The 21,009-nt window shown below is 63.5% G+C and carries 19 protein-coding genes; 10 read left to right on the forward strand and 9 right to left on the reverse strand.

Annotated features, from left to right (window positions below; translation table 11 throughout):
* Positions 1-3 precede the first annotated feature (3 nt).
* Positions 4-498, forward strand: a complete 495-nt coding sequence (locus tag FJ959_RS20410; protein ID WP_140561020.1) for a GNAT family N-acetyltransferase — start codon at positions 4-6, stop codon at positions 496-498.
* A gap of 56 nt (positions 499-554) precedes the next feature.
* Here the strand turns inward: FJ959_RS20410 and panC are convergent, their stop codons facing one another.
* The gene (gene panC, locus FJ959_RS20415) at positions 555-1,406 is read right to left on the reverse strand and encodes a pantoate--beta-alanine ligase (RefSeq protein WP_140517642.1); all 852 of its coding nucleotides are present in this window, start codon (positions 1,404-1,406) and stop codon (positions 555-557) included.
* Positions 1,403-2,245, reverse strand: a complete 843-nt coding sequence (panB, locus tag FJ959_RS20420) for a 3-methyl-2-oxobutanoate hydroxymethyltransferase (RefSeq protein WP_140631707.1) — start codon at positions 2,243-2,245, stop codon at positions 1,403-1,405. Before panB ends, panC begins: the two co-directional genes overlap by 4 nt.
* 230 nt (positions 2,246-2,475) lie before the next feature.
* Between panB and FJ959_RS20425 the strand changes: the two genes are divergently transcribed.
* The 3 genes from FJ959_RS20425 to FJ959_RS20435 all read left to right on the forward strand — a co-directional run bounded on the left by FJ959_RS20425 (position 2,476) and on the right by FJ959_RS20435 (position 4,003).
* Positions 2,476-2,874: an NADH:ubiquinone oxidoreductase subunit NDUFA12 gene (locus FJ959_RS20425; protein WP_140493670.1), complete on the forward strand. Its 399-nt coding sequence runs from the start codon at positions 2,476-2,478 to the stop codon at positions 2,872-2,874.
* 114 nt (positions 2,875-2,988) lie between these two features.
* The gene (locus tag FJ959_RS20430; RefSeq protein WP_181171934.1) at positions 2,989-3,546 is read left to right on the forward strand and encodes a DUF2155 domain-containing protein; all 558 of its coding nucleotides are present in this window, start codon (positions 2,989-2,991) and stop codon (positions 3,544-3,546) included.
* Between the two features lie 73 nt (positions 3,547-3,619).
* On the forward strand, positions 3,620-4,003 hold the full coding sequence (locus FJ959_RS20435; protein ID WP_140493667.1) for a hypothetical protein: 384 nt from the start codon (positions 3,620-3,622) through the stop codon (positions 4,001-4,003).
* A gap of 12 nt (positions 4,004-4,015) precedes the next feature.
* Here FJ959_RS20435 and aat read toward each other — a convergent pair whose 3' ends face one another.
* From aat to FJ959_RS20465, 6 genes are all read right to left on the reverse strand, one after another.
* A complete protein-coding gene (gene aat / locus FJ959_RS20440) occupies positions 4,016-4,633 on the reverse strand; it encodes a leucyl/phenylalanyl-tRNA--protein transferase (protein ID WP_140517639.1) in 618 nt (205 codons plus the stop codon).
* A 27-nt stretch (positions 4,634-4,660) separates the two neighbouring features.
* Positions 4,661-6,004 carry an acetyl-CoA carboxylase biotin carboxylase subunit gene (gene accC / locus FJ959_RS20445; RefSeq protein ID WP_140493663.1) on the reverse strand — a complete coding sequence of 448 codons (1,344 nt, stop codon included), beginning with the start codon at positions 6,002-6,004 and terminating at the stop codon, positions 4,661-4,663.
* A 10-nt stretch (positions 6,005-6,014) separates the two neighbouring features.
* Positions 6,015-6,476 (reverse strand): acetyl-CoA carboxylase biotin carboxyl carrier protein, encoded by a 462-nt coding sequence (accB, locus tag FJ959_RS20450; protein ID WP_140561025.1) that lies wholly within the window; start codon positions 6,474-6,476, stop codon positions 6,015-6,017.
* A 26-nt stretch (positions 6,477-6,502) separates the two neighbouring features.
* Positions 6,503-6,937 (reverse strand): type II 3-dehydroquinate dehydratase, encoded by a 435-nt coding sequence (aroQ, locus tag FJ959_RS20455; RefSeq protein WP_140522126.1) that lies wholly within the window; start codon positions 6,935-6,937, stop codon positions 6,503-6,505.
* Positions 6,938-7,082: 145 nt separating this feature from the next.
* Positions 7,083-7,886 (reverse strand): DsbA family protein, encoded by an 804-nt coding sequence (locus FJ959_RS20460; RefSeq protein ID WP_140522128.1) that lies wholly within the window; start codon positions 7,884-7,886, stop codon positions 7,083-7,085.
* 62 nt (positions 7,887-7,948) lie between these two features.
* Positions 7,949-9,340: a M48 family metalloprotease gene (locus tag FJ959_RS20465; protein WP_140631710.1), complete on the reverse strand. Its 1,392-nt coding sequence runs from the start codon at positions 9,338-9,340 to the stop codon at positions 7,949-7,951.
* Positions 9,341-9,486: 146 nt separating this feature from the next.
* Here FJ959_RS20465 and FJ959_RS20470 point away from each other — a divergent pair, with 146 nt between their 5' ends.
* On the forward strand, positions 9,487-10,635 hold the full coding sequence (locus FJ959_RS20470) for an aminotransferase class I/II-fold pyridoxal phosphate-dependent enzyme (RefSeq protein WP_140631712.1): 1,149 nt from the start codon (positions 9,487-9,489) through the stop codon (positions 10,633-10,635).
* 4 nt (positions 10,636-10,639) lie between these two features.
* Positions 10,640-11,569, forward strand: coding sequence for a glutaminase (locus FJ959_RS20475; RefSeq protein ID WP_140631715.1), 930 nt, complete (start codon positions 10,640-10,642; stop codon positions 11,567-11,569).
* 93 nt (positions 11,570-11,662) lie between these two features.
* Here FJ959_RS20475 and FJ959_RS20480 read toward each other — a convergent pair whose 3' ends face one another.
* Positions 11,663-14,611: a ribonuclease E/G gene (locus tag FJ959_RS20480; protein ID WP_140584172.1), complete on the reverse strand. Its 2,949-nt coding sequence runs from the start codon at positions 14,609-14,611 to the stop codon at positions 11,663-11,665.
* Between the two features lie 650 nt (positions 14,612-15,261).
* Here FJ959_RS20480 and FJ959_RS20485 point away from each other — a divergent pair.
* The 4 genes from FJ959_RS20485 (at position 15,262) to FJ959_RS20500 (ending at position 20,895) form a co-directional block, all read left to right on the forward strand.
* On the forward strand, positions 15,262-16,512 hold the full coding sequence (locus FJ959_RS20485; RefSeq protein WP_140493640.1) for an N-acetylmuramoyl-L-alanine amidase: 1,251 nt from the start codon (positions 15,262-15,264) through the stop codon (positions 16,510-16,512).
* 213 nt (positions 16,513-16,725) lie between these two features.
* A complete protein-coding gene (locus FJ959_RS20490; protein ID WP_140493638.1) occupies positions 16,726-19,182 on the forward strand; it encodes a penicillin-binding protein 1A in 2,457 nt (818 codons plus the stop codon).
* Between the two features lie 124 nt (positions 19,183-19,306).
* A protein-coding gene (gene prfB / locus FJ959_RS20495; protein WP_140493636.1) for a peptide chain release factor 2 occupies positions 19,307-20,438 on the forward strand; the annotation gives its coding sequence in 2 pieces (ribosomal slippage) (positions 19,307-19,372 and positions 19,374-20,438; 1,131 coding nt in all).
* Positions 20,439-20,475: 37 nt separating this feature from the next.
* On the forward strand, positions 20,476-20,895 hold the full coding sequence (locus FJ959_RS20500; protein ID WP_140517633.1) for a GFA family protein: 420 nt from the start codon (positions 20,476-20,478) through the stop codon (positions 20,893-20,895).
* Positions 20,896-21,009: the final 114 nt, after the last annotated feature.

The raw sequence follows: 21,009 nt of genomic DNA on the forward strand, positions 1-21,009 counted from the left end.
GCTATGTTCGTGCGCACCGCCGGGGATCGCGACCTCGCCGCCATCCGGGCGCTGCTGGTCGAGACTTGGCATGCGACTTACGACGCCATCTATGGCGCCGAACGGGTGACAGAGATCACCGATGCGTGGCATTCGATCGCCTCGCTCAAGGCGCGGCTGGCGAAGCCAAACAGCGAGTTCCTCGTCGCCGACGATGGCCAGCGCATTGGCGGCATGGCATTTGCCGAAGCGCTCGATGGCGGCGGCGTGGTCATGCTGAAGCAGCTTTACGTGCAGCCCGGCCTGCAGGGCCGGGGCATCGGCGGCATGCTTCTCGACGAGATCATCGAAAGCTTCCCTGAGGCCCGCGCCATCCGGCTGGAAGTGGAAGAGAAGAACACGCGCGCAATTGCCTTCTACCAGGCGAACGGCTTCGTCCAGACCGGCCGCACCGACAATTGCGGTTCGGCCCAATCCGCTATACCGGCGCTCGTCTATGAAAGGCCGCTTGCCGCATAGCGGCGGACCTTTCGGGTGCGCAATCCGGCGGTCGAATTCAGCGATCGAGCCGCAGCCTAACTGGTGGAGACGTCCACATTGTCGATCAGCCTGGTCTTGCCCAGCCAGGCGGCGGCGAGCAGGCGGCCCTCGTGCCCGCGGCGCCACGGCGTCAGCGTCCGGCTCTCGCGAGCTTCGACATAATCGATCTTGTGGAAGCCGGCCGCGAGTAGGGCGCGGCTGGCTTCGCCTGTCGCGCCGTTCTGGTCGGCGCCGGCCGCCAGCGCCGCGGCTGCCTTGCGGAGGATCACGTTGAGCCGGCGGGCGATCTGGAGTTCGGCCTCACCGAGATAGGCGTTACGCGATGACATGGCGAGGCCATGCGCGTCGCGGATCGTCGGCGCGCCGATGATTTCGACGGGCAGGTCGAGGTCGCGGCAGAGCTGCCTGACGACGCACAATTGCTGATAATCCTTTTCGCCAAAGACCGCGACGTCGGGCGACGCCTGCAGGAGCAGCTTCGCCACGACGGTGGCGACGCCTTCGAAAAAAGTCGGTCGAAAATCCGATTCGAGCCCGGCGGAGGGACCGCCGACCGAGATTTTGGTGGCAAAGCCGGCAGGATACATCTCACCAACCCCAGGCGTGTAGGCAAGATCGGCTCCGGCCAAAGCCAGCTGGTCGAGATCGCGGGCGAGCTGACGTGGATATTTGTCGAGATCCTCGCTCGGCGCGAACTGCGTCGGGTTGACAAAGATCGAGACGATGCAGCGCTCGGCTCTTTCAAGCGCGATCCTGACCAGCGATAGGTGCCCTTCGTGCAAGGCGCCCATTGTCGGCACCATGGCGACGCGAAGGCCGTCGCGCCGCCAGTCGCGGATCCGCGCGCGAAGGCCGGCGACCGTGTCGACGACGAGGGGCCGGCTCATCGGTTGTCCTTGCCCAAGGTGGCCGAAAACACATTTTCGGAACCGGGGAATGTCCGGTCTCGTACCTCGCTGGCGTAACGTGCGGCCGCCTGCGAGACCACGCTGCGCAAATCGGCGTACTCCTTGACGAATTTCGGCACGCGGTCGACGGTGAGCCCGACCATGTCGTCTATGACCAGGATCTGGCCGTCGCAAACGCCACTCGCGCCGATGCCGATAGTCGGAATGGCGATGCGGCGGGTGATTTCGGCCGCGACCGCTTCGACCGTGCCCTCGATGACCATCGAAAAGGCGCCGGCTTCTTCGACGGCGCGCGCATCGGCAAACAGCGCTGCCGCATTCTCGTCGGTCCGGCCCTTGATCCTGTAGCCGCCATCCTTCTCGACGGATTGCGGCAGCAGGCCGATATGGCCCATGACCGCGATGCCGGCATCGACGACTGCGGTGATCTGCCGGGCCATACCGACGCCGCCCTCGAGTTTCACAGCCTGGCAGCCGGTTTCGCCAACGATACGCCGCGCCGAGGCAACCGCTTGGGCCGCCGAATCCTCATAGCTGCCGGCCGGCATGTCGACGACGACGCAAGCCCTGGCCGAGCCGCGCATCACCGCTTGCCCATGCGCGATCATCATCTCCAGCGAGGCGCCCAGCGTCGTTTTGTGGCCATGCAGGACCATTGCGACGCTGTCGCCGACGAGGAGCAGATCGACATGCTCGTCGAGCAGGCGGGCGATGGGGTAGGTATAGGCGGTGAGACAGACGATCGGCACGTCACGCTTTCGGCGGCGAATGGCATCGGCGCCGATGCGAATGTCGGCGGTCGGCGATTTCCTGGCCAATCGTCACCTCCCTCGGCCAACGGTCGGCCGGATACCCGCACGGGGCGCGCGCAGAGCTTTAGAAAGGCTGAGGGTGCTTGGCAAGCACCATACGGCGCCGGCAATGCATCACAGGCTTGTGTCGCCTTACCGGCGCGCCATTTGCGCCCTCTTGGCGGCAAGCCCCTTGCCTTCACGAAGGGCTGACGCCATAAGCAGGAAACGGACGCCATCGGCGCGAGGGTTTGAAGATGAAGACTTTCCTTACGCAGTTTTTCACCTGGTGGAACGGCCAGACGCTTGGCACGCGCCTGCACACTTGGCGGCACGGCAGGAAGGTCGGGCAGGACGAGGTGGGCAACGTCTACTACGAAGGCGGTGTCGATTCCGAAGGACGCACGCGCCGCTGGGTCATCTATCGCGATTATTCCGAGGCTTCTTCTATCCCGCCCGGCTGGCACGGCTGGATTCATCACCGCGTCGACGTCGCGCCGCCGAGCGACGATTACAAGCCGCGCGACTGGCAGAAACCGCATCAACCGAACCTGACCGGCTCGCCCTCAGCCTATCGTCCGAAGGGCTCGGTGCTGACCAACCAGCACCGCCCGCAGGTCACCGGCGACTACGACGCCTGGACGCCCGGATCATAAGCGGGCGTCGATCCTTTATCGCCACAATTGGTGTTTAGCTGCTTGCTGATCAGAAAACGGCGACTAGCCTTTGTGATAGAGAATCACCCGGGCGCTAACCACCGGTATCCCTGCATGAGCATTTCCAGCCTGACATCGATGGGCGCACTGATAGTAGCCGCCGGGCTCACCGTTAGCACCGCGGCACTTGCCGCTTCGCCAACGCCGGCCGCACCCGCGCCGGCGCCGGGATCGGACCGAATCACCAACCCGGTCGCCGAATTCGCCGGCATCGACAAGATCACCGGCCGCATCATCACCTTCGACGTCTATATCGACGAGACGGTGCAGTTCGGTGCTTTGCAGGTGACGCCGCGCGTCTGCTACTCCCGGCCGCAGAACGAGGAGCCGAAGACCGATTCTTTTGTCGAAGTCGACGAGATCACGCTCGACCGCAAGATCCGCCGCATCTTCACTGGCTGGATGTTTGCCGAAAGCCCTGGTCTCAATGCCGTCGAGCATGCCGTCTATGACGTCTGGCTGAAGGCCTGCAAGCAGAAGTCGGATGTGCCAGCGCCCGATTCGGCCAAGACCGATGCGGCCAAGCCCGATACGGCCCAGCCGAATGCCACGGCCGCTCCGGCTGCGGCCGAACCGGAAGCCACGGAACCGCCTACGACCAGCACCAACTGATCCTTCGGAACCGCCCTGAGGGCAACGCGTTGGGCCCTGACGGCCACACGATGCGCGCCGGGAGGATTTTCCGATGTCTGCCAGAAAGCGGATCACCGCCAGCATCAAGGAACTGCTTGAGCTCGAAAAGGGCTTCTGGACAGGCGATTCGGCATTTTTCGCGGCCAATGCCGACACCGAGTGCCTCGTGGCATTTCCGCAGATGGCCCAGACCATGAGCAATGCCGATCTCGCCGAAACCGCCGCCGATCCCAAGCGATGGCGTGATCTCGAGATCGATCTCAAGGGCGTGGTCGAACCAGGCAGCGACATCGTCATCCTGGCCTATGAGGCGCATGCCGTGAAGGGCAATGGCGAAGCCTACGCGGCGCTGGTCAGCACCGGCTATGTCCATCGCGTCAACGGCTGGAAGATGATGTTCCATTCGCAGGCTCCGCTGGAAACGAAGGTCCGCTGACGGGCTGGATCATCAGGGGAAAAACACCGCTTCACCCTTCAGCGCGTCGGCCAGCATCTTCTCGTATTTGCCGCGCGGCACGTCGATTGCGCCGAAGCGCTTGAGGTGTTCGGTGGTGAACTGCGTGTCGAGCAGTGCGAAACCGCGCGCCTGCAGGCGTTCGACGAGATGCACAAGGCAGATCTTCGAAGCATCCGTTTCCCGGGAAAACATGCTTTCGCCGAAGAACACCCTCCCCAGGGAGACACCGTAGAGGCCGCCGACCAGCCGCTCCTCGCGCCAGGCCTCGACAGAATGGCAATGGCCGATGCGATGCAACTGCACATAGGCCTCCCGGATCGGCGCGTTGATCCAGGTGGAACGGCGCTCCTCGCGCCTTTCGGCGCAGCCATCGATCGTCGCCTCGAAATCGAAGTCGAAACGGATGTCGAAGAGGTTTCGCCGAAGCGCCTTCTTCAGACTTTTCGGCGTGTGGAAGCGGTCGAGCGGAATGATGCCGCGCGTCTCCGGCCGCACCCAGAACACTTCCGGATCGGCGGCGCTTTCGGCCATCGGGAAGACGCCCGAGGCGTAGGCCTTGAGCAGAAGGTCGGTCGGGATACGATAGCCTGGCGCGTAGGGGCGAGTCATCGCTTCATTATAGCGGCAAGTCCGGGGCTATTCGCCTTTGGCCAGATATTTTTCCAGCCAGTGGATGTCATAGTCGCCATTGGCGATGTCGGCGTTGCCGACGAGGTCGCGAAACAGCGGCAACGTCGTCTTGATTCCGTCGACGACGAATTCGTCCAGCGCCCGGCGCAGCCGCATCATGCATTCGACGCGGTTGCGCCCGTGCACGATCAGCTTGCCGATCAGGCTGTCGTAGTAAGGCGGGATCTTGTACCCTGAATAGACGCCGGAATCGACACGGATGCCAAGGCCGCCTGGCGTGTGGAAATGGGTGATCGTGCCGGGCGAGGGCGTGAAGGTGCGCGGATCCTCTGCATTGATGCGGCACTCGATGGCATGGCCCTGGAAGCGGATGTCTTCCTGCTTGACCGAAAGACCGCCGCCCGAGGCGACACGGATTTGCTCATGCACCAGATCGATGCCAGTGATAGCCTCCGTCACCGGATGCTCGACCTGCAGGCGCGTGTTCATCTCGATGAAATAGAACTCGCCATTCTCGTAGAGGAACTCGATCGTGCCGGCGCCGGAATAGCCGAGGTCGGCGATGGCGTTGGCGCAGATATCGCCGATGCGCGAGCGTTCCTCGGCGTTGAGGGCGGGTGAGTTGGCCTCTTCCCAGACTTTCTGGTGGCGGCGCTGCAAGGAGCAGTCGCGCTCGCCGAAATGCACGCCCCGGCCAAAGCCGTCGCCGAACACCTGAACCTCGATATGACGCGGTTTTTGCAGGTACTTTTCAATATAGACGGCGTCATCGCCGAAGGCCGCGCCCGCTTCCGAGCGGGCCGTCTGCAAGGCGACTTCGAGGTCGGCCTCGGTATGCGCCACTTTCATGCCGCGTCCGCCGCCGCCGGCCGACGCCTTGATGATCACGGGATAGCCGATCTCTGCGGCGATGCGCTTGGCCTCCTTTTCCTCGGTCACCGCACCATCGGAGCCGGGAACCACCGGAATGCCGAGTCGCTTGGCGGTGCGCTTGGCTTCGATCTTGTCGCCCATGATGCGGATATGGTCGCCGGTCGGACCGATAAAGGTAATGTTATGCGCGGCCAATATGTCGGAAAACTTGGCGTTCTCCGACAGGAAACCGTAGCCGGGATGCACGGCGTCGGCGCCGGTGATCTCGCAGGCGGCGACGATCTGGTGGATATTGAGGTAGCTGTCGCGCGATGGCGGTGGCCCGATGCATACGCTCTCGTCGGCGAGCCGAACATGCATGGCGTCGGCGTCGGCGGTCGAGTGCACCACCACCGTCTGGATGCCAAGCTCCTTGCAGGCACGCAGCACCCGAAGCGCGATTTCGCCGCGATTGGCGATGAGAATCTTCTGGAACATTAGGGCCGCTCTACTCGATCACGACGAGCGGCATGCCGTATTCGACCGGCTGTGCGTCCTCGAACAGGATCGCCGTCACCGTGCCGGCGCGCGGCGAGGGGATCTGGTTCATCGTCTTCATCGCTTCGATGATCAGCAGCGTCTGCCCTTCCTTGACGTTCTGGCCGATCTCGATGAACGGCTTGGCATCCGGCGAGGGCGCTAGATAGGCAGTGCCGACCATGGGGGAGGCCACGGCGTTTTTCGACACGTCGGCCGCGGCCGGAACGGCTGCGGTGGCAGATTGGGCCGCCGGCGCCGGCGCAAAGGCCGGCTGCGGCGCGGCTATCGCGTGAACCGCCGGCGCCTGCCGCGATACGCGCACCTTCAGGTCACCCAGCTCGACTTCGATCTCCGTGAGATTGGTGTCGTTCAGTATGCCCGCGAGGTCGCGGATCAGCTGCTGGTCAACACCGGTCTTCTTTATCGACATTTTCGAGCCTTCTGTTTGTTGGCCGGTCATAGGCGTGCGGCCAGCGCCTGCAGCGCCAGCGTGTAGCCGAGCGGCCCAAAGCCACAGATCATGCCGACAGCGACCGGCGCGACCATGGAGACGTGGCGGAATGGTTCCCGCGCATGGATATTGGAAAGATGGACCTCGGCGACCGGCAGCGGCGCCACGGAACGGATGGCGTCGTGAATCGCGATCGAGGTGTGGCTATAGGCGCCGGGATTGATGACGATGCCGACGGCCTTGTCGCCGGCTTCCTGGATCCAGTCGACGAGGTCGCCCTCGTGGTTCGACTGGCGGAAATCGATTTCGAGCCCGAGCGCCGCGCCCGCCTCTCTGCAGTCCTCCGCGATGGCGGCAAGCGTCTTGCCGCCATAGATGCCTGGCTCGCGCTTGCCGAGCGCGTTGAGATTGGGACCGTTCAGGACGAAAACCGTTTTCAAAAAATGCCGACCTTTTCCGGCACCGGCGTCAAACCGGCGCTGGGCCCTCTATAATGGGCATAGACGCCCGCGGAAAGAGCGCAAGTGCGTTCTTTCACTGTCCACAACAGGCGGAAATGCGCCCGTGAAGAAAACCCGCGGCCGATCAAAGCGCGGCTTTCGCCGCCTCGATCTTCTCCGCCAGGACTTCCTGTCCGAGCGCCCCGAACACGACCTCGTTGCCGACGACATAGGACGGCGTTCCGGTGATCGCCAGCTTGTTGGCGAGATCATAGGTCTTGGAGAAGGCTTCGGTGATGGACGGGTCCTTCATCTTTTCACGCAGCGTCGCTTCATCGGCGCCGAGCGAAAGCGCGACCTTGATCGCCGCCGCCTCGGTGGCGCGACCCTGGCCGCCGAGCAGCGCATTGTGGAACTCGCCGTACTTCTGCGGCATCATCAGGTGGAAGGCCATCGAAACGACGCTGGCCTTCTGCGAATCCGGGCCGAGGATCGGGAACTCCTTGAGCACGAAACGCAGGTCCGGATCGGCCTTGGTCAGCGCCTGCATGTCTTCGATGGCGCGTTTGCAGAAGCCGCAATTGTAGTCGTAGAACTCGACGATCGTGACCTTGCCGTTCGGGTTCCCGACCACGCCGTCGAAGGAGGAGTTGAAGATCTGCTCCTTGGCGCCCTTGATGACGCCGAGATGGGCAATGCGCTGCTCTTCCTTCTGCTTGGCCTCGAGCGCATCCTGGACTTCCAGCAGCACTTCCGGATTCTTCAGGAGATAATCGCGGATGATGCCTTCGACCTCGGTGCGGTCGATCTTGGTATCGTCCGCTGCCGTCTGAAGCGGTTGCGCCGCACCGGCTTCCGCGATTTGCGGGCTGCCGGCCACGAAACCGAACGCCAGCATGGCAAGGGCTATCGCAACTCCCGTGGTGCCCAGCAGCAGTGCCTTTTTCATCGTTCCGTTCCTTTGCCTGTTTTCCGGTCTGGCTGCGTCGCAGCGCACGGCCGGAAGGTTCACTATACCTTGCCCGACGGCTTGTAGTTTATGATGTCCTGGGCGCGTATCCATCGCGGCTCGCCGCGTTTGAGTTGCTGCTGCGCTCGCATGGCGAAGATCTTCGCATCCTTGTAGTTACCGGAATAGAAATGACCCTCGGCCGTGGCGAGCTCGGCGCCCGGTATGTCTCCCAATTCGCCATAGGCCTGAGCCAGATAGCGGTATCCCACGGAATTTTCCTTGTCGCGTCGCAAGCCGTTGTTGATCTGCACCACGGCCTTTTTCAGAGCGTCTGGGGTGCCCGTCGCCATCAACGCCTGGCCGAGCGAAACCGGCAGCAATCCAGATCGCGCCTTGTCGAGGCTGACTGCCTTGGCGTAGGCATCGGCAGCTTCCTTGGGCTTGTTCGCCTTCATCAATATATCGCCGCGCAATTCCTGGAAATAGGCGTTGCCGGGCTGGGCTTTGATCAAGGCGTTGGTCTTGGCGAGTGCGGTGGCGATGTTGCCGAAAAGATAGGCCGATTGGGCCTCGCCATACTGCGCGGCAAGGCTGCCCTGCATCTTTCGCATCAGCCGCGACGCGGCGGCCTGGCCTTCCATGTAGACAGCGATCTTCACCCGCATCATGTCGTGGCGCAATTGCAGTGCCGGCGCATCGACCTTGTCGAGATAGGGGCTCTGCTTGACCAGCACTTCGAGGTTGGAGATTCGATCGCGCGGCATTGGATGGCTGATCCGGTAGGGATCGACCTGCGCGCCCGACAGCGACAAGGCCGTCTGGAAACGCTGAAACGTCTTCAGCATGCCCATGCCGGACTGGCCAGTGGCGTTGAGATAGGTGATCGCCGAGCGGTCGGCCGTCATTTCCTCGGTGCGCTGATAGGCGAGAATGCTGCGCTGCGCCATCTCGCCGCCGCCAGCCGCCACGCCCACGCCGGCGCCGGCAAGTCCGCGGCTGTTGGTGGTCGCCCCGGCGACCATGGCGCCGGCGCCCAGCAAGGTTGCGATGATGGCCATCGTCTTGGCGCGCTCGAGCTGGTCACGCAGTTTCTGCTGGTGGCCGCCGGCGATATGGCCGGCCTCGTGGGCGATGACGCCGACGATCTCGTTGGGCGTTTCGGCTTCCATCAAGGCGCCCGTGTTGATGAACAGCCTGCGTCCGGTGACGAAGGCATTGAAGCTCTGGTCGTTGACCAGGACGATGTCGATACCGTCATTCGCCAGACCGGCGGCCTTGAAGATCGGGCGGGCGTAGTCGCGCACCAGCGCCTCGATCTCGGCATCGCGCACCACCGGCACGTTCTGGGCCAAGGCGCTGGTGGAACCAGACACCGCGACGGCGACGCCAAGCGAAAGCGTCGCAACGACGCGCGCTACCCGGGCAACCATCGATTTGGGTCGGCTCAACATGACGTGTCCACTGGTAGACGAGCGGGCGAAAGATGAAAAGTCGGCACCGGAAAAACTTCCTCAGCTTGTGATCCTCACACCAATCGGGCATTTGTGCGGCGCATGCGCCAGGACGTGGTGCGCTCAATCGTCGGATCGAGGTCAAAATGGTCGTTTCGCTCTCACGCCGTGGCAATGTCGAACCCTTCCACGCCATGGATGTGCTGGCCGAGGCGAACCGGCTGAGAGCGACGGGCGCGCCGGTCATTTCCATGGCCGTCGGCCAGCCGTCCGATCCGGCTCCGGCCCGCGTTCGTGCCGCGGCGGCCAGGGCTTTGCAGGACGGGCGTATTGGCTATACCGATGCGCTGGGCCTGGCTGGATTGCGCAAGGCGATCGCGGAACACTATGGGGATCACTATGGGCTTGATGTCGCGCCCGACCGGATCGCGGTCACCACGGGATCCTCGGCCGCCTTCAATCTCGCCTTCCTGGCAATGTTCGATCCCGGTGACCGCGTCGCCATCGCAGCGCCCGGCTACCCCGCCTATCGCAACATCATGGCGGCGCTGGGCATCGAAGTGATCGAGATCGAGCTCGGCGACGCGGCCTATCTTCATGCCGCTCACCTGGAGACCGCGCATCGCGAAAAACCGCTGAAGGGCGTGCTGTTCGCAAGTCCCGCCAACCCGACCGGCGCGGTCATTCCGGCCGATGATCTCGCGGACCTGGTCCGGACGGCGGAGGCGCTCGGCATTGCCGTCATCTCCGACGAGATCTACCACCGGCTGGCCTATGCGGCGCCCGACACCACGGCACTCGCCTTTGGAGCCGGTGTCACGGCGATCAACTCCTTCTCGAAATACTATTGCATGACCGGCTGGCGCATCGGCTGGATGGTGCTGCCGGAAGCGGTGGTGCGGCCCATCGAGCGCATTGCGCAGAGCCTCTACATCTCGCCGCCGGAACTGTCGCAGGTCGCCGCAATCGAGGCCTTTGCCGCTACCGAGGAGCTAGAAGCGGTCAAGGGTCGCTATGCCTGGAACCGCGAGCTCCTGATGAAGCGTCTGCCGGAGCTCGGTTTTCCGCTCGCAGCACCGATGGATGGCGCCTTCTATGCCTTTTGCGACGTCACCAGGCACAGCAACGACAGCATGGCTTTCGCCCGCAAGATGCTGGCCGAGGCGCATGTCGCGGCCACGCCCGGCCGTGATTTCGACACCCAGGCCGGGCACCGCACTATGCGTTTCTCCTATGCCGGCAGCCATGACGACATGGTCGAGGCATTGGCGCGCATCGAACGCTGGCTGAGGTAGATCCATGCCGGAACTCGAGCAGGCCCTGGCCGAAGTCGCGGTCGAAATGGCCGAACGCACCGATCGCGGCGAGGTCGCCACCTATATCCCGCAACTCGGCAAGGTTGATCCCAAGAAATTCGGCATCGCAGCCGTCACCAATGACGGCCGTGTGCTGATGGCGGGCGACGCCGACCAGCCCTTTTCGATCCAGAGCATCTCGAAAGTGTTCACCTTGACGCTGGCGCTGGGCAATGTCGGCGACGCGCTGTGGAAGCGGGTAGGGCGCGAGCCTTCGGGCAATCCGTTCAACTCGATCGTGCAGCTCGAGCATGAGAACGGCATTCCGCGCAATCCCTTCATCAATGCCGGCGCCATTGTCATCTCCGACATCCTGCTTGCCGGCCACCAGCCGCGCGAGGCGATCGGCGAGATCCTGCGCTTCATCCAGTTCCTCGCCGACGACGAGACCATCATCATCGACCGCGAGGTGGCAGCGTCGGAGCGCGCCACCGGCTATCGCAACTTCGCGCTCGCCAACTACATGAAATCCTTCGGGAGTCTTCATCATGCGCCGGAGCTGGCGCTCGGCGTCTATTTCCACCATTGCGCCATCGCCATGAGCTGCCGGCAGCTGGCGATGGCCGGCCGGTTCCTCGCCAATGGCGGCAAAAATCCGGCGACCGGACATTCCGTGGTGTCGGTCGAGCGGGCACGCCGCATCGGCGCCATGATGCTGACCTGCGGCCACTATGACGGCTCCGGTGATTTTGCCTTCCGCGTCGGCATTCCGGGCAAGAGCGGCGTCGGCGGCGGCATATTGGGCATCGTGCCCGGCGTCGCCTCGCTCGCCGTCTGGTCGCCCGGCCTCAACGCCAACGGCAATTCCAAGCTGGGCTCGATCGCCCTGGAAAAGCTTGCCAGGATGATGAACTGGTCGATCTTCGCGCCGTAACGTTCCGGCAAACCGGATATGAAAATCCCGCGCCGTCTTTCGACCGGCGCGGGATTTTTTTTATTCAGGAAGTCAGTTCAAAGGGCTGAAATCTCAGAAGAAACCTTTCCGCTGCCACCAGCCGGCGCGCTTCGGCTTCTCTTCGGTCTTGGTTTCCGGCTCTTCGGCGACGGTCGAGGAAACCACCGGCACGATCGGCGCATCGATGGCCGCCGGCTTGCGTCGTGACGGACGGGCCTTCGGTGTTTCCTCGGCGGTCGCTGCCGCCGCCTCGTCCGATGCCGTGGCTGGCGTCTCGGCGGGTGCCGGAACGGCCAGTTCAGCGATCGGCTCCTCGGCGACAGCCTCGGCGGCTGCCTTCTTCGGCTTGGCTGCGCGCCGCGGCTTCTTGGGCTTCTCGGCGGTCGTCGCCTCGTCGCTCACTGGAGCCACCGGCTCTTCCGCAGCCACGACGGTTACCGGCTCGATCGCAGGCTCGCTTTCGGAAGCATCGACCCCGGAAGGTTCGGTCGCTTCATCGGCGCTTGCCTCGGCCTCGCCTTCGCCGTCCTCGCGCCGGTTGCGTTTGCCGCCGCGCTTGCCGCGGCGACGCTTCTTGCCCTGGCCCTCGTCGGATGCTTCCGCCGTTTCGGCAGTTCCGGCCGCGGGGACCGGAGCCTCGTCGCCGGCTTCCGCCTCGTCACGGCTCACCGGGCTTTCCGATGTGGACAACTCGTCGGCCTGCGCCGACACGGAAGCACCGTCGGTGTGGCCATGTTCTCGATCGCGATCCTTGCCGCCGCGGCGTCTGCGACGCTTGCGGCGCTTGCGGTCGCGGCCTTCGCCCTCTTCGCCGGGCCTCTGCTGGTGCTGACCTTGCTGCGGCTGACGCGGCTGTTCGGCCTGGGCCGGTGCTTCGTCTTCCTCCTCGACGATGGTCTCATCCTCGGGCTCTTCCGGTTCGACATAGGCCGGCAGGGTGCGTGCCTCGACGAAGCCTTCAGGCTTTTCGGCCAGCGCGCCGCGGAAGATCGCATAATGCTGCGAACCGACCGTGTCGTCGGCCTCGAGCGTGATGGTCAGGCCGAAGCGGCTTTCCAGTTCCACCAGCGTGCCGCGCTTGTGGTTGAGCACATAGAGCGCGGTCGCCGCGGGCGTGCGAACCGTGATGTGGCTGCGCGAATCCTTGAGCAGGAACTCCTCGATCGCCCTGACCACCATCAGCGCGACAGACGAATCGGAGCGCACATGGCCGGTGCCGCCGCAATGCGGGCAAGGCTTCATGGTCGATTCCAGCACGCTGGCGCGGATGCGCTGGCGCGACATCTCCATCAGGCCGAAATGCGAGATGCGGCCGACCTGGATGCGCGCGCGGTCGTTCTTGAGATGATCCTTCAACCGCTTCTCGACGGCACGGTTGTTGCGGTTCTCCTCCATGTCGATGAAGTCGATGACGATCAGGCCGGCAAGGTCGCGCAGCCTGAGCTGGCGGGCGACTTCCTCCGCCGCTTCCAGATTGGTGTGGAGCGCGGTGTCCTCGATCGAGTGCTCCTTGGTCGAGCGGCCCGAATTGACGTCGATGGCGACCAGCGCCTCGGTCTGGTTGATGATGATGTAGCCGCCGCTCTTCAGCGTCACTTGCGGCTGCAGCATGCGGTCAAGCTGCGCCTCGATGCCATTGCGCACGAAGATCGGCGTCGTATCGCGGAACGGCTGAACCACCTTCGCGTGGCTCGGCATCAGCATGCGCATGAAGTCCTTGGCCTCGCGGTAGCCCTCTTCGCCGGAGACGAGGATCTCGTCGATGTCCTTGTTATAGAGGTCGCGCACCGAACGCTTGATCAGGCTGCCTTCCTCGTAGACGAGGGCAGGGGCCGTGGACTGGAGCGTGAGATTGCGCACGTTCTCCCAAAGCCGCATCAGATATTCGTAATCGCGCTTGATCTCGGCCTTGGTGCGGCTCTCGCCTGCGGTGCGCAGGATGACGCCCATGCCTTGCGGCACTTCGAGATCGGCGACCACTTCCTTGAGGCGCTTGCGGTCCACAGCACTGGTGATCTTGCGCGAAATTCCGCCGCCGCGCGCCGTGTTCGGCATCAGCACGGAATAGCGGCCGGCAAGCGACAGATAGGTGGTGAGCGCTGCGCCCTTGTTGCCGCGCTCTTCCTTGACAACCTGCACCAGCAGGATCTGGCGGCGCTTGATCACTTCCTGGATCTTGTACTGGCGGCGCATCGGCTTACGGCGGTTGCGCGCTTCCTCCAGGGCATCCTCGGCGCCGACCGATTCGACCTCGTGATCGTCCGGATGCGAAGACTGAACCTCTTCCAGCATGCCGCGATCATCGTCGCTGGATTCACTGCCCTGTTCCGTCAGCGGGACGGGTTCGGAAATCACGTCGGCGTCGACGGAGGCGGCGATCGACGTCGGGCCGCCCTCGCGGGTCTCGCCTTCGTCCTGTCCGGACGATTCGTCGCTCTGCTCGGGGGAGGCTTCGCCATGATTGGATGCATCCGCGGCCTGTTCCGGGATATCGGCCGCATGTTCGATGGTTTCCGAACCGTGGGAAGTGTTCTCCGAGACGGCGTCATTGCCATTGTCGGCGTCGCCTGCCTCGCCGGCCGTTTCGGTTGCCTCGTCGGCATCGGCCCCGCTCGCATCGCGCTTGTGTTCTGCGCGGTCGCGGCCCTTGCCGCCGCGCCGGCGCCCGCGCCGGCCGCGATCGCGGCTCTGGCGGTCGTCGCCTTCGCCGTCCTCATCGTCCTCGTCCTCGGCTTCCTGCGCTTCGGCGCGCAGCAGCGCCTGACGGTCGGCGACGGGGATCTGGTAGTAGTCGGGGTGTATTTCACTGAAGGCGAGGAAACCGTGACGGTTGCCGCCATATTCGACAAAGGCTGCCTGAAGGGAGGGTTCGACGCGCGTTACGCGGGCGAGATAGATGTTTCCTTTGAGCTGCTTCTTGTCCTGTGATTCAAAGTCGAATTCTTCGATACGATTACCGCGTACGACGACAACGCGTGTTTCCTCCGGGTGGGAGGCGTCTATCAGCATTTTGTTGGGCATTATTTCGTTTCCCCCCGGCAGCCGTCAGCCGCAGCTTGCGGCGCAAGGGCCGCTGCTGTGTGTCTGGATGAATGTGGGTGCCGGATGTCTGAATGTCCGCCGGACGGTGCCTGCGCGCCATGGCGGTGCCGCCCGCAGCCATATTGGCGCGGTTTGATGCGGACCTTTCCATGATTGCGCTTGAAGCCATCGTCACCAGCAGAACCTTTTGAACCAAAGCCCGGAAACCGGACCAGCTTGTTTGCTCATACAGAGCCGGCGCGGGACAAACCCGGCCGTTTTCCTCACGCAGGCGATTCCCCCGCCACGGGCGCACACCTGCGAAATTCGTCGCGATCACCTGAACCCTTCTCGCATGGAGCGAAAGGAGCCGCCTTTCGTCTCACCTGTAGCGGGAAGCTGCGGAGGAGGGCGGTTCCAGGATTGCAGTGATCCACTATCGCTTTTATGATTTGGCGGGTTGGAAGGCAACCCCGTTTTCCGACGCCGGCAAAAGCGGTTCCGCCACGTAAGCACGGGTCCGGGCCTCGCGTGAAAAGGCTTGGTTAACCTTCTCTGGATACCAATCGTTAATCGAGTTCGCGGCCTAACCGGCACTTCGACTACATGACCGGGCGCCTTGGCGCCAAACCGGGAGCGACTGCAAAGAGATGGGACTGGCAGGCTTCACAGACAAGGGCAGTCGTGCCGGCGGCCGTTTGCTCGCGATCTTCTGCCTCCTGCTGTCGATGACCATTTCGTTGGTCGCCAACGCCGCCGATGCCCCGCTCACGGCAACCGGTTACAAGATGGCGGGCGATGCCACCAAGATGCGCATCGTCATGGATTTCGACCGCGAGCCCGACGTCAAATGGTTCCTTTTGCGCGGGCCCAATCGTCTGGTCATCGATCTGGCGAATACGAAGTTAGCCATCGATGCCAAGGATTTGAAGCCTCGCGGGCTGGTCAAGGGCGTGCGCCTGGGTGAGTTGGAGGCAGGCGTGTCGCGGCTGGTTCTCACCGGGAAGGGGCCGTTCGCGGTCGACAAGCTCGATGTTCTCAAGAACGAGGACGGCGCGGGCTACCGCATCGCCATCGACATGTCGGCGGCCTCCGAACGCGAGTTCGACACTGCCCTTGCCAATCAGGCGCTGACCACCGGTTCCACGGTTTCGACCGACAAGGGCGGGCGGGTCGGCACCGGGCCGGTCTCCAATCCGGGCCATCGCTTCACCGTCGTCATCGATCCGGGCCATGGCGGCGTCGATGGCGGTGCCGAGGGCCTGAACGGCACCGTCGAAAAGAACGTCACGCTGGCTTTCGCCACGGAACTGCGCGACAAGCTCGCCGCCGTCGGCAGATACGATGTCTTCATGACGCGCGACACCGACGAATATTTGCGGCTGGACGACCGCGTGCGCATCGCTCGCCAGCATGAGGCCGACCTGCTCATCTCCATTCATGCCGACACCATCAGCCTCAAGGGCATCCGTGGCGCGACCGTCTATACCGTTTCCGACAAGGCTTCGGATCCGGAAGCGCAGGCGCTTGCCGACCGTGAAAATCTCTCGGACCAGTTCGCCGGCATGGTGATCAAGGACGACAACAAGGAAGTCACCGATATCCTGATCGACCTGATCCGCCGCGAGACCCACACCTTTTCGATGAGTTTCGCCCACACGCTGGTCGGCCAGTTGTCGACCAGCGTCGGCCTCATCAACAATCCGCAGCGTTCCGCGGGATTCAAGGTGCTGAAAGCGCCTGACGTCCCCTCCGTGCTGGTCGAACTAGGCTATCTCTCGAATGCCAAGGACGAGGCGCAACTGCTCGACGCCGACTGGCGCGGCAAGGCGGCGCAAAGCATCACCAACGCCGTCGCGCTGTTCGCTTCCGCGCGTGCCGGAACGGGAACCGGGGGCTGAAATGCCTGACGACGCCTGCAACCACAGGCAGCGTTGCGCGGCGACAACACCCGACGCTTTTATTTCCGACTCACGGCCGCGAAATCCGGCCTTGCCGTATTTTGCCCACATGGTAGCGACATGGGTTTTCGATTACGGGTTGGGACCGGCTCGAATGCTTGCGCGGAAGGCGGCTTCGTTTAGGAAATTCCCGAACCAAGGACTGGAGCGGGCATGATTCGTCTCATTGGCTATTTCTTCGGTATCGGCACGACGCTGGCCCTGCTGGTCGCGGCGGGGGTTGCCATCTATATCGGGCATTTGTCCAAGGATCTGCCCGACTATGAGGTGCTGGCCAAGTACGAGCCGCCGGTGACCACCCGAATCCATGCCTCGGACGGCGCGCTGATGGCCGAGTACGCGCGCGAACGGCGCCTGTATTTGCCGATCCAGGCCATCCCCGACCGCGTCAAGGCGGCCTTCCTGTCGGCCGAGGACAAGAATTTCTACAACCACCCCGGCATTGACGTGACCGGCCTGGGCCGCGCTATCATCGTCAACCTGCAGAATTTCGGCTCGGGCAGGCGTCAGGTTGGCGCCTCGACGATCACGCAGCAGGTGGCGAAGAATTTTCTGCTGACCTCGGACCAGACCTACGAGCGCAAGATCAAGGAGATGATCCTCGCCTTCCGCATCGAGCAGGCCTATTCCAAGGACCGCATTCTCGAACTCTACCTCAACGAAATCTTCTTCGGTTTCGGCGCCTATGGCGTGGCGGGTGCGGCGCTCACTTATTTCGACAAGTCGGTGAATGAGCTGACCGTGGCCGAGGCCGCCTATCTGGCCTCGCTGCCCAAGGGGCCGAACAACTATCATCCCTTCAAGCATGCCGACCGCGCGCTTGAGCGCCGCAACTGGGTCATCGACCAGATGGTGGAGAACGGCTACGTCACGCGCGAGGAAGGCGACAAGGCCAAGGCGGAGCCCCTCGGCGTCACACCGCGCCGCAACGGCACCTATCTGTTCGCCGGCGAATACTTCACCGAGGAGGTGCGCCGCCAGATCATCGCCCGCTACGGCGAGAACGCGCTCTATGAAGGCGGCCTGTCCGTCCGCACCACGCTCGACCCGAAGATCCAGCTCATCGCCCGCAAGGCGATGCAGAACGGCTTGATCAAATACGACACGCTGCGCGGCTACCGCGGGCCGCTGAAGACGATCGACGTGTCCGGCGACTGGGGTGTGCCGCTGGGCAATGTGAAGGGACTGGAAGACGTTCCCGAATGGAAGCTCGCAGTCGTGCTCGACAGTTCGGCATCCGGCCTGTCGATTGGCTTGCAGCCGGCACGCCAGGCGTCGGGCGACATCGTCAAGGAGCGCGTCGAAGGCACCGTCAGCAAGGAAGACATGGGCTTTGCCATGCGCCATGTGGTCGGCGGCAAGACGGTCAGGGCCAAGTCGCCGGCCGATGTGCTGAAGCCGGGCGACGTCGTCTTCGTCCAGAAGAACGAAGGCTCCGACGACGCCTACAGCCTGCGCCAGGTCCCCGAAGTGGAAGGCGGCCTGATCGCCATGGATCCACACACCGGCCGCGTGCTGGCCATGGTCGGCGGCTTCTCCTACGCGCAGTCGGAGTTCAACCGCGCCACCCAGGCCATGCGCCAGCCCGGCTCTTCGTTCAAGCCGATCGTCTATTCCGCGGCGCTCGACAATGGCTATACGCCGGCGTCGGTGATCATGGACGGACCGATTACCATCCAGAGCGGCAACACGACCTGGACGCCGAAGAACTACGACGGCACGGTCGCTGGTCCGGCAACCCTGCGCTCCGGCATCGAAAAGTCGCGCAACCTGATGACTGTGCGCCTCGCCAACGACATGGGCATGAAGCTGGTCGTCGAATATGCCGAGCGTTTCGGCGTCTATGACCATCTGGCGCCGTATTTGCCGATGGCGCTGGGCTCCGGCGAGACGACGGTGATGCGCATGGTTTCGGCCTATTCGATCATGGCCAATGGCGGCAAGTCGATCAAGCCGACATTGATCGACCGTATCCAGGACCGCTACGGCAAGACCGTCTTCAAGCAGGACGAACGCGGCTGCGAAGGCTGCAACGCGGCCGAATGGCAGAACCAGCCCGAACCTGAGCTTGTCGATAATTCCGAACAGGTTCTCGATCCGATGACCGCCTACCAGATCACCTCGATGATGGAAGGCGTCGTCCAGCGCGGCACCGGCGCCACCATCGCCGAGCTCGGACGCCACATCGCCGGCAAGACCGGCACCACCAACGACGAAAAGGACGCCTGGTTCATCGGTTACACGCCGAACCTCGTCGTCGGCCTCTATATGGGCTACGACACGCCGCGCGGCCTTGGCCATGGCGCCACCGGCGGCGGCCTCGCCGCTCCTATCTTCAAGGATTTCATGCGCGTGGCGCTGGATGGCACGCCCAATGTCGACTTCAAGGTTCCCGAAGGCATGAATCTGGTCGCCATCAACCGCAAGACCGGCATGCGGGCCAATTCGGGCGATCCCGGCACCATCATCGAGGCCTTCAAGCCGGGCACCGGGCCAGCCGACAGCTATTGGGTGATCGGCATGGGCGCCGACGGGTCCAATGCCTCCGGCGGCGCGCTGTCGCCTCAGGCCAACCAGGCCATCCAGTCGGGCGGCGGCGGCCTCTACTGACGGGTATGCATGCAGGATTGGGCCGGCCCTGGGCCGGTCCAATTTGCTTTACAGGCGGCGGCGCCGTCCCTATGTATCGCGCCGACCAGGCGTCACTTTCAGCAACAGGATAAAACATCAGGCCATGCGCGCGGAAACGCAGAATATTGTCGACGAGATCAGGCAGGCAATTACCCTGCTGAGGAGGCATCTTTGACTGGGATCAGGCCATAAAGCGGCTTGAATATCTCAACGTCCGCGCCGAGGACGCCAGCCTCTGGAACGAACCGCTGGAAGCGCAGAAGCTGATGCGCGAGCGCCAGGGCCTCGAGGAAGGCATCGCGGCGGTCAGGGGCCTGACCCAGGCGCTGGAAGACAATATCGGCCTGATCGAACTCGGCGAGGAAGAGGGCGACGAGAGCGTCGTTGCCGAGGCTGAGGCAGCGATCCGTTCGATGCAAGGCGAGGCGAAGGCCCGCCAGGTCGAGACGCTGCTGTCGGGCGAAGCCGACGCCAACGACACCTATCTCGAAATCCACGCAGGCGCCGGCGGCACCGAAAGCCAGGACTGGGCCTCGATGTTGCTGCGCATGTACACGCGCTGGGCCGAGCGCCGCCGCTTCAAGGTCGAGGTGCTGGAAGTGCATGACGGCGAAGAGGCCGGCATCAAGTCTGCGACGCTGCTGATCAAGGGCCACAATGCCTATGGTTGGCTGAAGACGGAATCCGGCGTCCATCGCCTGGTGCGCATTTCACCCTATGACAGCAACGCGCGCCGGCACACATCCTTCGCCAGCGTCTGGGTCTATCCCGTCATCGACGATACGATCGAGATCGACGTTTCCGAATCCGACGTGCGCATCGACACCTATCGTTCGTCCGGTTCAGGCGGCCAGCACGTCAACACCACCGATTCGGCGGTGCGCATTACCCATCTCGCAACCGGCATCGCGGTCGCCTGCCAGGCCGAACGCTCGCAGCACAAAAATCGGGCAAAGGCCTGGGAGATGCTGCGCTCGCGGCTTTACGAGGAAGAGCTGAAGAAGCGCGAAGCCGTCGCCAACGCCACCGAAGCATCGAAGAGCGACATTGGCTGGGGTCACCAGATCCGCTCCTACGTGCTGCAGCCCTATCAGCTGGTGAAGGATCTGCGTACTGGCGTCGAAAGCACCAGCCCGTCGAGCGTGCTCGATGGCGACCTCGATGACTTCATGGAAGCCTCGCTGTCGCAACGCATCGAGGGTGGTGCTGGGGAAGCGGTGGCGGACCTGGATTAGGGCCGGCGCCTACAGTGCCACACATTTGGATTGGATGATGGCTCGCAAGCTTGTTGGAAAGTGCTTCTGCGGCGCGGTGCACTATGCGGTCGCTGACGAGTTCCTGTACGCGGCGAATTGCCATTGCTCGAACTGCCGGCGCACGACAGGTTCGGCTTTCAAGCCCTTCGCGGGCATCGAACGCGCCAAGTTTGTCCTGACCAAGGGCCACGACATGTTGCTGGTCTTCGGCGACGACAACGGCCATGACGCGCACTGCAAGCGGTGCGGTTCGCTGCTCTATTCGGTCGTGCGCCAGGGCGCCTTCGTCCATGTCGCGATGGGAACGCTCGTCGACAACCCGAGCATCCGCCCGACCGAGCATATCTTCGTCGGTTCCAAGGCGCCGTGGTACACGATCAGCGACGGCCTGCCGCAGTATGACGAACACGTGATCACAGGACCTGCTGGCGAATAGGCCGGAACTTCTCTCGCTGAATCTCGTTATCTGCGATCCCGTCTGCTGGGCATGGTTGTGCCTGCCTATCCAATCGAGAGACGGCGCCTGTTTTCTGTTGCCGATGCGCGGCAT

This window comes from Mesorhizobium sp. B2-2-4, assembly GCF_006442375.1.
In the GTDB taxonomy this organism is placed as follows: Bacteria; Pseudomonadota; Alphaproteobacteria; order Rhizobiales; family Rhizobiaceae; genus Mesorhizobium.

Excerpts from the sequence above, each read along its gene's own strand:
- FJ959_RS20475 (WP_140631715.1), top strand. The coding sequence starts at position 10,640 with ATGCCGGAACTCGAGCAGGCCCTGGCCGAAGTCGCGGTCGAAATGGCC.
- FJ959_RS20485 (WP_140493640.1), top strand. The coding sequence starts at position 15,262 with ATGGGACTGGCAGGCTTCACAGACAAGGGCAGTCGTGCCGGCGGCCGT.
- panC (WP_140517642.1), bottom strand. The coding sequence starts at position 1,406 with ATGAGCCGGCCCCTCGTCGTCGACACGGTCGCCGGCCTTCGCGCGCGG.
- FJ959_RS20480 (WP_140584172.1), bottom strand. The coding sequence starts at position 14,611 with ATGCCCAACAAAATGCTGATAGACGCCTCCCACCCGGAGGAAACACGC.
- FJ959_RS20490 (WP_140493638.1), top strand. The coding sequence starts at position 16,726 with ATGATTCGTCTCATTGGCTATTTCTTCGGTATCGGCACGACGCTGGCC.
- FJ959_RS20460 (WP_140522128.1), bottom strand. The coding sequence starts at position 7,886 with ATGAAAAAGGCACTGCTGCTGGGCACCACGGGAGTTGCGATAGCCCTT.
- FJ959_RS20430 (WP_181171934.1), top strand. The coding sequence starts at position 2,989 with ATGAGCATTTCCAGCCTGACATCGATGGGCGCACTGATAGTAGCCGCC.
- FJ959_RS20435 (WP_140493667.1), top strand. The coding sequence starts at position 3,620 with ATGTCTGCCAGAAAGCGGATCACCGCCAGCATCAAGGAACTGCTTGAG.
- FJ959_RS20465 (WP_140631710.1), bottom strand. The coding sequence starts at position 9,340 with ATGTTGAGCCGACCCAAATCGATGGTTGCCCGGGTAGCGCGCGTCGTT.
- accC (WP_140493663.1), bottom strand. The coding sequence starts at position 6,004 with ATGTTCCAGAAGATTCTCATCGCCAATCGCGGCGAAATCGCGCTTCGG.
- aat (WP_140517639.1), bottom strand. The coding sequence starts at position 4,633 with ATGACTCGCCCCTACGCGCCAGGCTATCGTATCCCGACCGACCTTCTG.
- FJ959_RS20470 (WP_140631712.1), top strand. The coding sequence starts at position 9,487 with ATGGTCGTTTCGCTCTCACGCCGTGGCAATGTCGAACCCTTCCACGCC.
- FJ959_RS20500 (WP_140517633.1), top strand. The coding sequence starts at position 20,476 with ATGGCTCGCAAGCTTGTTGGAAAGTGCTTCTGCGGCGCGGTGCACTAT.
- FJ959_RS20410 (WP_140561020.1), top strand. The coding sequence starts at position 4 with ATGTTCGTGCGCACCGCCGGGGATCGCGACCTCGCCGCCATCCGGGCG.
- accB (WP_140561025.1), bottom strand. The coding sequence starts at position 6,476 with ATGTCGATAAAGAAGACCGGTGTTGACCAGCAGCTGATCCGCGACCTC.
- FJ959_RS20425 (WP_140493670.1), top strand. The coding sequence starts at position 2,476 with ATGAAGACTTTCCTTACGCAGTTTTTCACCTGGTGGAACGGCCAGACG.